Source organism: Dyadobacter alkalitolerans DSM 23607, from assembly GCF_000428845.1.
Taxonomy (GTDB): domain Bacteria; phylum Bacteroidota; class Bacteroidia; order Cytophagales; family Spirosomataceae; genus Dyadobacter; species Dyadobacter alkalitolerans.
Genome location: NZ_AUAS01000012.1, coordinates 33581 through 48850, shown reverse-complemented (window position 1 = coordinate 48850; position 15270 = coordinate 33581). Strand labels below are relative to the sequence as shown.

Sequence of the window (15270 nt, the reverse complement as noted above, 5' to 3'; positions counted from 1 at the left end):
TTTTCTTATATTTTCGCCTTAAAAAAAGCGATTGCAGCCATGATAAAATCAATGATCAACCCAATGCCCCAGTTTTTTGACCGCTATATCAATCTGGTTGAAGACATTAGCATTTTCGAAGCATTTGAACGATATGCACCTGACAAAGTTTATACTGACATTACAAAACTAGCCAGCCTTCAAGACCAGGCTTACGCCGAAGGAAAATGGAGCGTGAAGGATATTTTACAACACATCATTGATAACGAGCGTATTATGGCCTACCGCGCCATGCGTTTTTCCCGAAACGACAAAACCACCCTGCCGGGCTACGACGAGGGGCTTCTGGCAGCAAACACCATCGCACACCAGCGCAGCATTGAGGACCTGATGGTCGAATTCAATCAGGTAAGGCAGAGCACCCTCTCACTTTACAAAAGCATGAATGATGAAATGATGCTCCGCTCCGGCTTTGCTTTCAAATCCGAAATTTCCGCGCTCGCCCTAGGCTTCGTCATCATCGGCCACCCCATCCACCACATGCGTGTGATTGAAGAACGGTACTATCCGCTGCTGGGTTAGTAGCATTTAATTTACAACCCCAAATCAAACCCCAGCCAGCTGATCGAGCGCTGATTCAACTTCCGTTACGGGCAGTTGGCAGGTTTTGTCGTAGCATACGTAGATTGCCGTTTTTCCGTTGATGTCGGTTCGGTTTTGGAGCAGGGGGAGATCGGAGCGGGTCGTGGTTCCCATGACGAGTTTGTTGGGGACGAAGAAGCGGTCGAAGTCTTTGCGAATTTCGTCTGCTTCCGGGCCTGCAATGATGATTTCGGCTGTTGGTGTGGCCCGGATGCAGTATAATGCGGCCCAGTTAGTGACCCATTGCACGTCAGCAAGCATCACTTTGCTCATTTTGGAGAGCATGGCATCTGAAATTTTGCTGTATTGATCATCATCCAGCATCATTCCAAGCAGATAAAGATTATGCGCCATGATCGAGTTGGAGGCCGGGATCACATTGTCAAAAAGCTCTTTTTTACGGGTTATCAGCGTTTCTCCGGAAATATCGGTGAAATAAAAGAAGCCTTCCTGCTGATCGTAAAAGTTCTGGATGGTATAATCAGTCAGGTTTTTAGTCAGCGTGATCCACTGCTCATCAAATGTGATCTGGTAAAGAGCCAGGTAAGCTTCGATCACCGCCGCGTAATCTTCCAGAAAGCCTGTTACTGTGGCCTGGCCGCTTTTGTAGCTATGCATAAGCCGGCTTTGCTCTATCATATTGTCCCGGATAAAAACACCAGCTGACACGGCAAGCGCCCGAATGTTTTCATCTCCCAAAGCCCGGTAAGAATCCGCCAGTCCTTTGATCAATAATCCATTCCAGGAAGTAAGCGTCTTATCATCCAGACCGGGCCGGATACGCTCTGCGCGCTTTTCGGCCAGTTTTTGAAGAGCAGCATTGTATTTTGTTTCAAGATCAACCACATCTAGCCGCAAAGCGCTTGCCGTTTGCAAAACTGGCCGGGTCAAATGCAAATGATTGTGGCCCTCTTCCCAGTTGCCATGCTCGGAAACATTATAAAGTTTGGCAAACCATTCAAAGTCTTCACCCAGGGTTTGTTGCAGCTCTGCTTTTGTCCAAATGTAAAACTTGCCTTCTACACCTTCACTATCAGCATCCAGTGCCGAATAAAATCCGCCTTGCTCGTTTCGCATTTCAGTCTGCAACCATTGGATTGTGCTGTTAAGGCGGTCGGCATAAAGTGGATTTTGGGTAAGTGAATAGGCTTCGGCGTAAATGCTGAGCAGCTGCGCATTGTCATAAAGCATTTTTTCAAAATGGGGGATAAACCATTCGTCATCAACGGAGTATCTGGCCCAGCCTCCGCCAACGTGATCATATATCCCACCCAATGCAATGCGGTTCAGCGATAATTCCAAATGGGCAAGCGCCTCCGGATTTTGGCTTATATCATAATAGCGCAACAAAAACTTGTAGATGGAAGGCATAGGGAATTTGGGCGCCCGGTCCATTCCGCCCTTTTCTGTATCAAAATTCCGCTGCAAATGTTCGAACATTGAATCGAGCTCGGCAGTCTCATAACCATTGCTGCTGGCTATAAGGCCATATTTTTCTGTGTCCGATATCAGCATGTTCTGCACAAAACCTTCTGCCGAGCCAGCCAGCTCATCATAATGTTTGTCAAATGCGTTGTTGATGCTTTTCAGAAGCTGCACCCAGTTTTGCGGTGGAAGATAGGTAACCCCATAAAACGGCCGACTATCCGGCAACAAGAAAACATTCAGTGGCCACCCGCCCCGCACGCCCATGGCCTGCACGGCGTCCATATACACAGCATCTACATCGGGACGCTCCTCGCGGTCCACCTTAATGCATACGAAATGTGCATTCATGACCTGGGCAATGTCCTCTTTTTCAAAACATTCCCTTTCCATCACGTGGCACCAGTGGCAAGCCGAGTAGCCAATGCTGACCAGGATCGGTTTGTTTTCTGTTTTTGCTTTGCTTAATGCTTCGTCGCCCCAGGGATACCAGTCAACGGGATTATGTGCATGTTGGAGTAAATAAGGGCTGGTTTGCTGGCTCAGGCGGTTCATAGTTGTAAGTGCTATTGATGAATGACCACTTTTTTGGTAATGGTCCGGTTTTCGGTGACAAAGCGGGCAAAATATATGCCAGCAGATAACCGCGGTAAATCGATCCGCTCACGCGTTTCGCCCGCGACGGCTTTGAGCTCCTTTGTGAGCACAACCTGACCTTTGGTATTAAGCAGGGAAAAAGCCACATTGGAAACACCATTCATGCCATTCAAAACAACATTCATTTCAAATGAGACGGGATTAGCATAAACATAAGCATCCGAAAGGATAGGCTCGGTGCCAGTGACCGTATCATTAAGATCAAACTTGCATAGAAAGACTTCTTTTCCTTTCAGCTTAATGTTTTTAAGCCACTTTTGATGCGAAACCACAATCTCGGTTTCGGCATTATCAGCCGCATAGGGGTTCTGGGCAGCGATGAGAATGTTGTTGCCTTTTACTACGCCGCGCCAGATTGGGTTTTGCCGCTCCATATGATCGCGCGCCGATTGCGGAATGACCAGCTCATAAGTTCCTTCAAACATATCCTTGAAAGCCGACAGCCGGTAAAGTCCGTAAATAAAGCGTTCATAAGGCTCGTAGTTTTCCTGGCGGCTGCCCGGAAAGCCGGGGTTCTCCCAAAGCCACAAGCCCTTTGCTCCCGAGAAAAATGGGAGAATAGCCGTTGCTTCTGCCACAAATGGCGCAATCAGCGGTGTGTTGGGATCATAACTGTCATGAATGCGCATCCATACAAACGGAATGATGGGTTTGTCGCTCCAAGCGCGGTTGGCCTCAATGTTAAAGAGCAGATAGGACAGGTAATCCTTGCCGATCGGGTTATCGTAGCCATAGTAATAGTAAGGCGAAGGCGTCAAAAACTGCTGCGCATCGTAAAAGCTGCCGCCGATTTTGCCTGCATTGTCCTGCACCAGATAATGTGTCCGCGCCGGGTTGGTGGTCCAGTCCTGCCAGCTGTTGGAGGTAATGTTCAGCCAGGTATTTCGCACGGGAACATCACTGTAACTGCTCAGCGGAGCGGTCACACCCTTGGCCCTGAGCCTTTTGGCAGCTTCGGTATACCACCAGCGCATATCTTTTTTATAGGTTGCCAGGAAGTCTGTATCCGACAAGTCTCGGTAATGCTGCGGGATCTGGCTATTGGATTTTAACGCGAGAATGTCGCGGTCTTCGCGCTGCATGCGCTCGATGTCCATACAAATGATATCACTCCCTTTGGCTGTTTCGGCATAGTTGTCCCAAAAACTGCGGTAAGCAGCCGTATCGTTTCCCCATGGGCTGCGCAGGGCATTATCTGCCCAGGGCTGGTTGCCGCTCGATGTGGCAACGCCATACCAGATCAATGCGCGCTTGGCAACAGGCAATGTTGCCAGCTCCGATCCGCTGAATGTGGCAAGATGGCTAAATCCGTGTTTGAGCGGCTGCGACTGCGTATCGCCAAACCGCGTTGCATTGTAAACGATCGTAAAAGGCAGGGTGAATTCAGGGATTTTTTGCCATTCGATCGTGTTATTGGCCTTGACCGGATTTAGTATATAAGCGGGCTGGCAATCCTGCGCTAAAACGGGAACAGCTTGGGCCAAACAATAAAATAAAGTGGTGTAAAAAACCCTCACATACATATTGGTAAAATGGATCATAAGAATTGACCAGACAAATTCGTTACTTTTGCAACATTGGAATTTGATTTTTTCCGGGAAACGATTTCCGCGAAACGCTTTCCGTGAAAGGCGCAGACTTCAACATAGTAATGACAAAGTAAGAAAAGAAATTGCCTGGAACATAAAATATAAAACTGATATGAGACGATTACTGCTTATTGCCCCTCTTTTTCTGGCCCTATTTCTGGTGGCTTGTGATAAAGACAAAAAAGAGAACCCGGATCCAAACCCGCAGCTATCTGAAAAGGACAAGATTCTGATCAACTATCCATGGCGGATGTCGGACGTAACTGACCTGAACGGTAAAACCATCCCGTTGAACCTTTTGAACACGCAGACGCGCGCCATTAAGGAAGTTATGGACATTCAATTCCTTCAAAACAATGTTACCAAAGCCATTGACCAAGGCTCAAAGCAGGTTATCAACGGCGGGACGTGGTATTTGAAAAATGATGATAAAATGCTTGACATTAAGATTTCCGGATTTTCAGGCGAATTCGGTGTGGTGGAAATTTCAAACAGCAAATTGAAGTTGAAAAGCAAAATGCCTGTTGACAAAGTTGAGCAGGAAACGATCATGGTTTTTGAGCCTGTGATCAAGTAAACAATTCACTTTTTGGTATAATTCAGTAAAAGCGGCCGGTTAAATCTGCCGCTTTTATTATTTTGTGCCAAATTCAACCCTGAATGAAAAAGAACGACCCAAAAATTATAAACGCCTGGTATATGTACGACTGGGCTAATTCAGTTCACGCCCTTGTTATCGTATCAAGCATTTTCCCCGTTTATTTCAGCGCCACTGCCTTAAAGGCTTCGGGAAACCTTTTCACTGATTTTTTTGGGTTTCAAATCAAAAGTTCGGTGCTGTTCACCTACACAGTTTCGGCTTCTTTTCTTATCACTGCGCTTCTGATCCCCTTATGCACCGCTGTCGCCGATTATAGTGGCAAGAAGAAAAAATTCATGAAGTTCTTCTGCTACCTGGGCGCTGTCAGCTGTATGCTGCTTTATTTTTTTACCAAAGACACCCTGATGCCTTCCGTCATCCTGTTTGCCCTGAGTCTGATCGGGTGGAGTGGAAGCATTGTTTTTTACGATTCCTACCTGCCCGAAATAGCCACCGAAGACCGCTTTGATGCATATAGTGCCCGGGGCTTTTCTCTGGGTTACCTGGGAAGCGTGCTGCTGTTGTTGTTTAATCTGAGCATGATCTTAGCGCCCGGATTTTACGGCATTACCGATAAAGCGCTTCCTGCCCGGATTTCTTTTTTTACCGTCGGGCTTTGGTGGATACTTTTTGCCCAGATCCCCTTCAAATATTTACCCGCTAATAAAGCCGCAAAGCAAAAGCCGGGAAACTGGATTTTCAATGGCTTTGCAGAGCTTAAAAAGGTTTATTTCAATTTGGGTCAACAGCCCTTTCTGGCAAAATTTCTCAGCGCATTTTTCATTTACACCATGGGTCTGCGAACAGTTATGTATGTGGCAACGATCTTTGGGGCAACCGAGCTGAAACTGCCATCGCAAAGCCTGATCGTCACGGTTCTGCTAATTCAGATCGTGGGCATCATCGGCTCATTTGCATTCGCCTGGCTCTCAGGAAAAATCGGCAATATTTTCGCTCTGATGGTTGGCGTTTCTATCTGGATCGGAATCTGTACAGGGGCCTATTACACCACTGAGGCCATGGAATTCTATTTTGTCGCCTGCGCTGTCGGCATGGTGATGGGTGGAATACAATCGCTTTCCCGCTCGACCTACTCCAAGCTGATCCCCGAAAATATCACTGATACAGCCTCTTATTTCAGTTTTTATGACGTAACCGAAAAGCTCGCCATCGTCGTAGGCACATTCATCTACGGTACGGTCGAGTACCTGACGGGAAGCATGCGAAACAGCATTCTGGCCCTTTTAGTGATTTTCGTTTTCGGACTGATCCTGCTTTCCCGCATCCCATCCAAAAAAGCCTATCATTACCAGATCCAGGATCAAGAGCGGTAATTAGAATGTTTGCAGAACCTTTTTTCGCTCAGGCTTACGTTACTATTAAAGCATAAGTAAATAATGTTAAACGAATGCGCTGGTGAAAAGTAAACAATCCTTCATAAATCTCATTTTTGTGCTGATGGCCGGGGTGCTATGGAATCCGTGCTCAGCACAGAAAAAGTATGAGCGCGAATTCAGCATTAAACCCGACGCGGTTCCGCAACCAGCGGCTGACTTCGTCAATTCGGTTTTTACAAAATCAAAAATTCATTGGTATAGGGAAGAAAGCCTGACTGGAAATTCCATTGAAGCGAAACTGAAACATTCAAAAAAGCGGTATAGCATTGAATTCGATGAATCAGGAAATATCCGGGACGTCGAAATCGTGTCGGGTATAGATGCCATGGAGGGAGGCAGCCGGGCCACATTAACGGATAATCTGCGCAAGGAATTTTCACGTTATAAGATCGTGAAAACACAGCTTCACTGGAACGGGCCAGTGGCCGCATTGAAAAAATCCCTGCTTGAAAACATGGCTGCAAAGGGCGTACAGACCAGATATGAGCTTGTATTGAAAGGGACCAGGGATAAACTGGAAAGTTATTTTGAAGTGCTGGCCGAAGAAAACGGAGCGATTGTGAGCATTCATCAGATCGTTCAGCGTAACACGGATAATCTGATCTATTAATGTACAGATACGCTCTTAACTGTCTTTTCCTGGTGATGTTGCCTTTGGCCGTATTGGGTCAACGCAATTTCAGGACCGGCACGCTTCCGCAAATTAATGTGAATATAAAACTTGCACCCGGCTGGAAGCTGAATACAAAGCTGGAAGCAAGACAGATATTCTTCGAAAGAGAGCCTGAAACCGCCCTCAGCCGCCGGCTGCGATATGAAAGAACCGATTTAAGTACGGTAGTCACCAGGAAAATCTCTGCAGACAACACCCTGGGAGCGGGCTATCTGGTCAGGTGGGATGGCAAGGAATTCACTCACCGCCTCATTCAGCAATTCAGTAATGTTCAAAATCTGGAAGTAATCAGCCTGGCGCACCGGGTCGTGACCGATGAAACATTCAGTCCATCGGAATCTCCTGAGTTTCGGGCGCGGTATCGGCTGGGGCTGGAATTGCCATTAAGCGGCCGGCAGATCGACCCCCGTGAATTTTACAGCAAAGTCAACAACGAGTATCTGGGCATATGGTCAGACGGCGATGCGGATCTTGAAATTCGCGGATTACTTGCTTTGGGGTACAATGCTACCGACAACAACAAAATAGAGCTCGGAGTCGAGTACCGTGTCAATGAATTCGACAATCCTTCAAAAGCCCAGCAGTTCTGGCTTACAATCGGATGGTTTGTTAGTATTTAAGCCTTAAAGAGCTCAATTAGCTAAGGAAGGGCCGGCTGCGCTGAGGATATTTCCTGAACATTATCGCCATAGCCCTGCTCCCAGTCAAGCAAATGATAGGGATCCAGGCCCGCCCGGACTGGCTTATGCGGTACGTTAAGCGTTATTGTTTGCCTGCCGGAGCGGATGCGGTGCATTTGAACCTGGATCGGTTTGGTTAGTCCGTCACCTTGGCCGCCAACTGCAAAAACACCAACCTGCACCCAGTCGTCGATTTTTGGCTCGGTCACCACACCTGCGCTGTCATAAACCGTTTTACGCGCCTGAAAGGTTAGTACGACATCCCAGGCGCCAGCATTGGTCTGTTTTGCCACAGCCCGCTCTGTTTTGAATTCCCAATATGTATTAACCTCAAACAAATCGTGCAAAAGATATTTTAAAGAGTCCGGCGTAACGGCTTTCAGCTCTCGATACAGATCCAGCGTGGTAGCGAGCGGTGCGGAGGGTGCATCATGTTTTTTAATCAAATCTCTAAGCGCACCGTTTACTTTATCAGCGCCCATGTACTCGCTTAACGCGTACATGGCGAAAGGTCCCCGCCTGTAACCCAGATACGGATCCAGTGCCCGAAGCAAGGGCTCGCCGCGGCGTATCGGCGCGTGCGGATGGTGCTCTCGGAGTTGCTGCAAAAGCTGGCGCAATGACTGACCGCCACGTGCGGCCTTCACGGCCTGCAATGCAGAGTAAGTCGCCAGTCCTTCGCTGAGAAACGATAACCCTTCCACTACCGCATAGGGCAGCGTCCATTGATGGGCCACCTCGTGGGCAATGACAAAGTATGGAAAATCAAGACCATTATTTCCATCTTTGGCAAGCCAGTACGCAAAACCCTGACCGTAAGAGATCAGGCTTGCCTCAGCGTGGCCGCCAATCCCACGCGCGCCGGGATGTTCCACGAGCGTCAGGTGATTGTATGGACAAGGACCGAATTGGCTGATGTAATACTTCAGTGAAGCCTGCGCACTTTGCGCCACGCGCTTTACATGCTCCGTATGCGCGGGGTGATGATAGATGCGAATGTCGATATCGCGTCCAAGCTGGGCTGTATCCGGCAAGCGCGATTTATGAATGGCAAAATTGGCAGAGAAAAAAGCCCACTCGCTGCCTATGGGTGCATCGGTTCTGTAATGAAAGTAGCTTCGGTTGCCGCGGGCCCAGCTTCGGCGCAATGCCCCAGGCGCCACGGCTACCTGGCCCTTGTGCGTTCCTACTACTGCATCAAAAGCAACGCCCCCGCCGCGCGATCCGGGCGCCTGGCCTTCGTGGGCATACAATGAGGCAATGACCGGCCGGGCTTCAAGCCCGTACTTTCGGCGGTCTGCGCTGCCGATGAGCTCGCGATGCCGCCGGTAGCCGATGAACGGGAATAAGTGCTCGCTGGTAAAATAGCTGACATTTTCCTGCAAAGCCGGGTCATTGCCCGAGTTGCCGAAGCCTTGGCGGGAAATCCGCAGGTTGAACTTCATTTGCATGGTATCTCCGGCTGCAAGTGGTTTTTCCAATACATAAATGCGGTAACCGTGCGCATTGTCTTCAATAACCGGCTTTGCTTTTTGGTCAAAACGCAGGTTTGCCGTTTCAACTGCCCCTGTGGCAGTAGCGATATGGATCAAGTCGATTGCCTGTTGATGAGTATTGATCAATGTATAGGTGCCTTGAATGGTAATGATTCGCTGGTCCGGGTAGAATTCAACTTGTAGCTGGGTGGCCGTCAGGGTGGGTTGGGGCGCTGCTGCGTAGCGGCCGTAGAGTTTTTCATAGTCGGCTTGCAGCTGCTTTACATCGGAGGACGTCCGGTATTTGTTTAAAATATTGGTATTATAAAAAATAAAACCTCCGGTAGTCAGGATAAGCGTGACGGCTGAACCTGCTGTAAGAATGGTTGCGCTGGTAAGTCGGAAACGCGCAATCCAAAGCCTGGCTGACGATTTTTTGCTTAAACCCCTTACCCAAAATAATTTCGCCGCAACCGCCAGCAGCACCGCCCACGCCGTCCAGTAAAGCTTAAACCATAGCCACGGCCCGACGGAACTGCCAAACCCGGCCATTTCCGTATGAGACCACCTGGGTCCGGCTCCGTAGATAAGCAGGTTATGTTCGATGCCAAACATTGCCGCCAGCAGCGCTATAAATACAAAGCACAGGATCGCCACCAGGTGCCCGATGTATTTGTGATCTACAATGACATGCACAGCCAGGGCCAAAAGTGCGAAAAGCAGATACTCGGTGAGCTGGAATCCAAACATGATTTTCAGATACAACCCGATCTGGAAATCATAGTAACCCATCAATAGCTGGGAAAGCAGACCGGCAGCAGTAAGGGCAGCCATAAATAATCCGAGCAGCAGCGCCATCGCCAGGAATTTACCCAGGAACAGTGGCCATTCCGAGCCCGGCATGGTGTCGGTTAGTTCGTTGATTCGCGCGTCACGCTCGCGCCAGACCAGCTCTCCGGCAAAAAAGATGATCAGAAACGGCACAATGACCCATCGGTTGAGCTCATCGGACATGGAGCCGGTCAATTCCACAGCCACGCGCGAAGTGGTAGGTAAAATCGGCGTTCCCATTGCCCCCATCTGATCCGTAATAACCAAAATGGCCAGCAATGGTATGAATATCAGCATGGTAAGACCTGCCCAGCTGCTGGCAATGGATTGAAAGGATGAGCAGCCAATGGCAAATGTTTGCCGGCTGTGAAACGCAAATCCAAAACCTGGCGGCAAATCCTGGACTAATCTGGTTGCCCGGAAACTGGCTGGATCGGTGTTAAACGCGGGCCCTGTATTGAATGCTTTGAAACGGCTGGCCGTACTACGGCCGGTTCGGTGCTTAAAGTGAAAGGTGAAAAATGCCAGCAAAGCAACCAGCATACCGACGCCGAGCCAGAGAAGTCTGTTGGCAAGTAAGGCGCCTTCCATGGTGAGCAGGCGGGTGTTTTTTTGGATCGGCGTCCACAAACGGGCAATGTCTTCCACCAGGAAACGAATACCGATCGGGTCCAGCAGCGTTCCGGAACTACTTTTGAAAAGCAGCAGCGAAGCCACAAAAAAGCCCATAAAAATCAGGAAAAAGCTTCCCAGATAGCCAGCCATCACCCGGCCGCTTCTGGCGGCCAGCCAAAACTGGATTGCTGTTGCCGCAAATGCATTGGGCATTGAAATGAACATATAGGCTGTCAGGAATGCGGCCGGCCGGAAGGGTCCGATCAGCTCGGGATCTACGCCCGGCAGGTAAACACCCAGCAGAATGCCAGCCTGCACAAAAAGCAGGATACAAGCATTCAGCAGCAGTGCAGCAAAGAAGCGTCCTCCCAAATAATGGGCCTTACTGACCGGAGAAGTATAAATGAGCGGATACATCCGCACGGCCACATCCCGGGCGGCGGCTTCTCCGGCGACAGAAGCAGCAATTACCAGCCATATCAAGCTGCCAAAGACCGTGGTTAGGGCAATGGAAAATGGAGAATTGAGAAAAAAATCTGCATAAAGCACCTCCGATACCGATCCGTCCCGCGTCATTAGAAACGATAGGACCATTACAACCACAGCAAAAACCCATAGCCAGGGCCGGCGCGCCTGATAGACAAATTCGAAGCGAAAGATCTCAAAAAACTGCATGGCTGAATGTTTATTTCTGGTATGAGCTAAAATGATCGTTTCCGGCCATGGTAGTAAAATACACATCTTCGAGACTGGGCTCAACCAGCTCGAAACCACTGCCGACAGCCAGCTCGCTGTGCACGTGTACCATTGTACGCCCGCTGAGCAGCTTTGTGGAAATGATCCGGTAATCTCTCGCCAGATCGGCCAGCTGGTTTTTCTCAATCAGTTTTCGCCAGATCTTTCCTTTCAGCATCGATACGGCTTGCAGCGGCTGGGCTTCGAGCAGTATTTTTCCTTTGATGATGATGGCCATATTGGTGCAGAGCTCGGAAACGTCCTCAACAATATGCGTGGAAAGGATCACGACACTGTTTTCCCCAAGCTCACTGAGCAGGTTCAGAAACCTGACGCGTTCGGCAGGGTCCAGGCCGGCCGTCGGCTCATCAACGATCAGGAGCTTAGGATTACCCAGCAGCGCCACAGCCACACCGAAGCGTTGGCGCATTCCGCCCGAGTAGCCGCCCAGCCGCTGCTTGCGCACATCCCACAGGTTCGTTTTGCGTAACAGTGCTTCCACGATCTCTTTTCTGGAATTGCGGTTTGAAAAACCTTTCAGTACGGCGAAATATTCGAGCAATTCTTCGGCTCTTGCTTTGGGATAAACCCCGAATTCCTGTGGGAGATAACCCAGTGTCCTGCGCACCTCCTCTTTCTGAGCGATCACATCCATATCGCCAAGTCTGATGCTGCCTGAATCGGGTTCCTGTAATGTGGCCAAAATGCGCATCAGTGTCGATTTTCCAGCTCCGTTCGGTCCTAGCAAACCGTACATGCCGCTGGGAATAGTAAGGCTGATGTTGGCTAATGCCTGCACAGTTCCGCCGGAGCTGTCATTCCGGTATGACTTTGATAAGCCACTGATTTCCAGTTTCATGATTTCAATTTTTTATGATTTGCTGAGTCGGGGTATAGGACAAACTCAGAAGCAGTAATGTAAACCTTGAAAGCATATTCAAACGTAATGGACTGTATGTATGGAACTATATAAAGTACTTTGTGTTTCAAAGTAAATTGAACAGATGCAGAATTCCAAAATATTGGAAAAATAAACCCAGACCAGCCCGCGCGCTATCTGTGTAGCTTAATCTTGCTCATTCACAGGCGGATATCTCATTTAAAATGTATCGGAAGGCGTGATGATGGAACGGTTTTTTGATAAAGCAGAAATTTTCACCTAAAACCGAAATTTATGAAAGCGATCGTAAGAGTAGTTTCATTCCTGAGCCTAAGTGCACTTCTGAGTCTGGCAGCTTGTAATGGCAACAAAAATGCAGAAGGCACTGAGGCAAATATGGATTCAACAGGTATGGATACCATGCAGACAGAAATGGGGACAGATACAATGTCCACGGATTCGGCGGGCAGAATGTAACCGGATCTATTATAGCGGACGCGGCGTGCTCATCGGGCCTCCGGGCTGGGATAGGGAAGAAACCTGTACAAGTACGGAGCCTTATGAGCACCTCCCGTCCATTTTTTTGCGATTCGTTCCAGTATGCCCAGGCCCAGCATTTTGCGCTGGAAGGCTGCCCGGAGCAGCTTTTTGTTTAAAATAGTCTCATAAAGTCCTTGCAGCTCGCCCATGGTGAACTGCTCGGGAAGTAGGTTAAAGCCAATCAGTTTGTGATCTAAATCCAGCTGAATGGTTTGCAGGGCTTTGGCCAGAATGTGCTCGTGGTCCTGCATGAGCTTGGGAAGCTCGGTTAAATTAAACCATTCACAGCTGTCTGAAATGCTGTCGGGTTTGGGAATCGCTTTGGTAAAATCTACAAGCGCGTAATAACCCACAGATACGAAGCGGGCCAGCAGCCAGTGCTTATCATCCGGAACAAAACCGCGGGCAGCCATAATTTTTTTAAGCGGCTCAGTATCATGCCGACTTTTCTCCCCGAACGTGTAAAATTGTTCAAGAAAAATATCTTCCAGTCCCGTCCTGTGCAAAAGGATGCGCCGCGCGGCTTGATTAATGTCTTCATCTTCATGTACAAAGCCGCCGGGCAGGGCAAAAAAACCTGTGTTCTTATAGGTTAGCAGCAGCACTTTCAGCTCATTTTTATGAAAACCAAAAATGACGGTGTCAATCGCAATTCCGGGCAGATAACCTGCTCCTGTAAAGTTTGTTTCCTGTTTTTTAAAATCCTGATCCATGGCTTGCTTGCATTATATGGGCAAGTAACAAAAAGATTTGCTAACAGGCAGAATTTAAATTATCATTGTAACATATTGATACAATATAAAATTAATGTATGGTTTATACTTTAAATGTTGCAACATGTCAAACCTTTATATTATGCCAAAACACTTAGTACTAGCACTTTTGCTCTGCGTAACCACTTCTATGACACTCTTTGCCCAAAAAAGTAATCAGGTAACCGTCGAGAATGGGACACTGGAAGGAACCCGGGAGGCCGGATCGGGGCTTTTGATTTTCAGAGGTGTTCCTTTTGCTGCGCCGCCGGTGGGTGAGCTGCGTTGGAAAGAACCACAGCCCGCCCAGAACTGGCAAGGCGTGCGCAAAGCGGACCAGTTTGGCAACAAGCCTATGCAGAAACCGATTTTTGGTGATATGGGCTTCCGCTCAAAAGATATGAGCGAAGATTGTCTGTACTTAAATGTCTGGACGCCTGCCAAGACGATGAAAGAAAAAATGCCGGTCCTGGTGTATTTCTATGGTGGAGGCCTTGCAGCCGGTGATGGTTCTGAGCCCCGGTATGATGGAGAGACATTAGCCAAAAAAGGCATTGTGGTGGTTACATTGAATTACCGGCTGGGGATTTTTGGCTTTTTCTCACATCCCGAGCTGACGCAGGAATCTCCCAATAAATCCTCGGGTAATTACGGCTACCTGGATCAGCACGCAGCATTGCTATGGGTGCAGAAGAACATTGATAAGTTCGGTGGCGATCCCAAGCATGTGACCATTGCCGGTGAATCGGCAGGCTCAATTTCCGTTTCGGTGCAGATGGCTTCGCCTTTATCCAAAGACCTTATTGTAGGAGCGATAGGAGAGAGCGGGGCAGGAATTAACCCTACATTAGCATCGATGCCTTTGGACGAAGCTGAAAAGATCGGCGAGGCATTTGCCAAAGGAGTTAAAACGGGCAGCTCTCTGAAAGAGCTCCGGGCTTTGTCTGCTGCGGATCTTTTGGAAGCGGCCTATACACCCGGCCAGACGCGCACGGCCACTACGCCAACAATTGATGGTTATTTCCTGCCAAAAACATTGCCTGAGATCTTCCAGGCCGGCCAGCAGGCAAAAATCCCCATCCTGGTTGGCTGGAATTCCGCCGAAGTTCCTTACCAGGTCGTTTTAAAGGCTGAGGCGCCAACGCTTGAAAACTACAAGAAAGCAGTGAGCGGTTTGTATAACGATAAAGCCGAGCAGGTTCTGAAATTGTATCCGGCTGCCTCGGATGTTGAGGTTGTCAAAGCGGCAACAGCGCTTTCCAGCGACCGCTTCATTGTTTACAGCACATGGAAATGGGCCGATCTGCAAATTCAAACTGGTGGCAAGCCTGTCTATCGATATGTTTTCTCGCGCATTCGCCCGGCTATGTCGGCAGCGATGGGTAATGCTAAGGCGGGTCTTGCGGGCGGGGTTATCAAGGGCGATGCTGCCAAAACTGCACCCGCGACGCCTGCGGCAGTAGGAGCAGCCCACGCTTCTGAGATTGAGTACGCATTAGGAAACCTTGCCAGCAACAAGGTATACGAATGGACGCCGGATGATTATAAGGTATCTGCAACGATGGTGGATTATTTTGCAAATTTTATTAAAACGGGTAATCCGAACGGCAAAGGACTTCCTCAGTGGGATGCAAACACAGGCAAGGCTCCTGTTAAGTTCATGAACATTGACGTGAAAAGCGAGCAGCAGACAGAAAGCGACAGGGACCGTTATCTGTTTCTTGATAAAGAATACATGAAGTAACATTATAGCGCTAAAC

Annotated in this window: 11 protein-coding genes and 1 pseudogene; 7 read left to right on the top strand and 5 right to left on the bottom strand. The window is 48.8% G+C overall.

Features of this window, described 5'->3' with window-relative positions; genetic code table 11:
- The first annotated feature begins 39 nt into the window (after positions 1–39).
- Positions 40–561, top strand: a complete 522-nt coding sequence (locus G395_RS0119315) for a DinB family protein (RefSeq protein ID WP_026631569.1) — start codon at positions 40–42, stop codon at positions 559–561.
- A 24-nt stretch (positions 562–585) separates the two neighbouring features.
- On the opposite strand, the gene G395_RS0119310 is transcribed toward G395_RS0119315, so the two are convergent.
- Together G395_RS0119310 and G395_RS0119305 are read right to left on the bottom strand one after the other, a co-directional pair.
- A complete protein-coding gene (locus tag G395_RS0119310; protein ID WP_026631568.1) occupies positions 586–2601 on the bottom strand; it encodes a thioredoxin domain-containing protein in 2016 nt (671 codons plus the stop codon).
- 11 nt (positions 2602–2612) lie between these two features.
- Positions 2613–4244: a T9SS type A sorting domain-containing protein gene (locus G395_RS0119305; protein WP_026631567.1), complete on the bottom strand. Its 1632-nt coding sequence runs from the start codon at positions 4242–4244 to the stop codon at positions 2613–2615.
- 160 nt (positions 4245–4404) lie between these two features.
- Here G395_RS0119305 and G395_RS0119300 point away from each other — a divergent pair, with 160 nt between their 5' ends.
- From G395_RS0119300 to G395_RS0119285, 4 genes are all read left to right on the top strand, one after another.
- Positions 4405–4869 carry a hypothetical protein gene (locus G395_RS0119300; protein ID WP_026631566.1) on the top strand — a complete coding sequence of 155 codons (465 nt, stop codon included), beginning with the start codon at positions 4405–4407 and terminating at the stop codon, positions 4867–4869.
- An 83-nt stretch (positions 4870–4952) separates the two neighbouring features.
- Complete coding sequence (locus G395_RS0119295; RefSeq protein ID WP_026631565.1) at positions 4953–6266, top strand: MFS transporter; 1314 nt, start codon at positions 4953–4955, stop codon at positions 6264–6266.
- 82 nt (positions 6267–6348) lie between these two features.
- Positions 6349–6939 (top strand): hypothetical protein, encoded by a 591-nt coding sequence (locus tag G395_RS0119290; RefSeq protein WP_157486745.1) that lies wholly within the window; start codon positions 6349–6351, stop codon positions 6937–6939.
- Positions 6939–7622, top strand: a complete 684-nt coding sequence (locus tag G395_RS0119285; RefSeq protein ID WP_084439730.1) for a DUF2490 domain-containing protein — start codon at positions 6939–6941, stop codon at positions 7620–7622. Before G395_RS0119290 ends, G395_RS0119285 begins: the two co-directional genes overlap by 1 nt.
- A gap of 20 nt (positions 7623–7642) precedes the next feature.
- Here the strand turns inward: G395_RS0119285 and G395_RS0119280 are convergent, their stop codons facing one another.
- Entirely contained in the window at positions 7643–11278 is a 3636-nt protein-coding gene (locus G395_RS0119280; RefSeq protein WP_026631562.1) for an ABC transporter permease/M1 family aminopeptidase, read from the bottom strand.
- Positions 11279–11288: 10 nt separating this feature from the next.
- A pseudogene (locus tag G395_RS0119275) lies at positions 11289–12128 on the bottom strand (ABC transporter ATP-binding protein); the annotation flags it as partial.
- A 384-nt stretch (positions 12129–12512) separates the two neighbouring features.
- Between G395_RS0119275 and G395_RS0119270 the strand changes: the two are divergent.
- A complete protein-coding gene (locus G395_RS0119270; protein ID WP_026631560.1) occupies positions 12513–12695 on the top strand; it encodes a hypothetical protein in 183 nt (60 codons plus the stop codon).
- Positions 12696–12724: 29 nt separating this feature from the next.
- On the opposite strand, the gene G395_RS0119265 is transcribed toward G395_RS0119270, so the two are convergent.
- Positions 12725–13471: an NUDIX hydrolase gene (locus G395_RS0119265; RefSeq protein ID WP_026631559.1), complete on the bottom strand. Its 747-nt coding sequence runs from the start codon at positions 13469–13471 to the stop codon at positions 12725–12727.
- Positions 13472–13613: 142 nt separating this feature from the next.
- Between G395_RS0119265 and G395_RS0119260 the strand changes: the two genes are divergently transcribed.
- Complete coding sequence (locus G395_RS0119260) at positions 13614–15254, top strand: carboxylesterase/lipase family protein (protein ID WP_026631558.1); 1641 nt, start codon at positions 13614–13616, stop codon at positions 15252–15254.
- Positions 15255–15270 lie beyond the last annotated feature (16 nt).

What these genes read in the sequence shown, in the direction of transcription:
- G395_RS0119300 (WP_026631566.1), top strand. Translation starts at nt 4,405, where the DNA reads ATGAGACGATTACTGCTTATTGCCCCTCTTTTTCTGGCCCTATTTCTG.
- G395_RS0119265 (WP_026631559.1), bottom strand. Translation starts at nt 13,471, where the DNA reads ATGGATCAGGATTTTAAAAAACAGGAAACAAACTTTACAGGAGCAGGT.
- G395_RS0119260 (WP_026631558.1), top strand. Translation starts at nt 13,614, where the DNA reads ATGCCAAAACACTTAGTACTAGCACTTTTGCTCTGCGTAACCACTTCT.
- G395_RS0119285 (WP_084439730.1), top strand. Translation starts at nt 6,939, where the DNA reads ATGTACAGATACGCTCTTAACTGTCTTTTCCTGGTGATGTTGCCTTTG.
- G395_RS0119295 (WP_026631565.1), top strand. Translation starts at nt 4,953, where the DNA reads ATGAAAAAGAACGACCCAAAAATTATAAACGCCTGGTATATGTACGAC.
- G395_RS0119315 (WP_026631569.1), top strand. Translation starts at nt 40, where the DNA reads ATGATAAAATCAATGATCAACCCAATGCCCCAGTTTTTTGACCGCTAT.
- G395_RS0119280 (WP_026631562.1), bottom strand. Translation starts at nt 11,278, where the DNA reads ATGCAGTTTTTTGAGATCTTTCGCTTCGAATTTGTCTATCAGGCGCGC.
- G395_RS0119310 (WP_026631568.1), bottom strand. Translation starts at nt 2,601, where the DNA reads ATGAACCGCCTGAGCCAGCAAACCAGCCCTTATTTACTCCAACATGCA.
- G395_RS0119305 (WP_026631567.1), bottom strand. Translation starts at nt 4,244, where the DNA reads ATGATCCATTTTACCAATATGTATGTGAGGGTTTTTTACACCACTTTA.
- G395_RS0119270 (WP_026631560.1), top strand. Translation starts at nt 12,513, where the DNA reads ATGAAAGCGATCGTAAGAGTAGTTTCATTCCTGAGCCTAAGTGCACTT.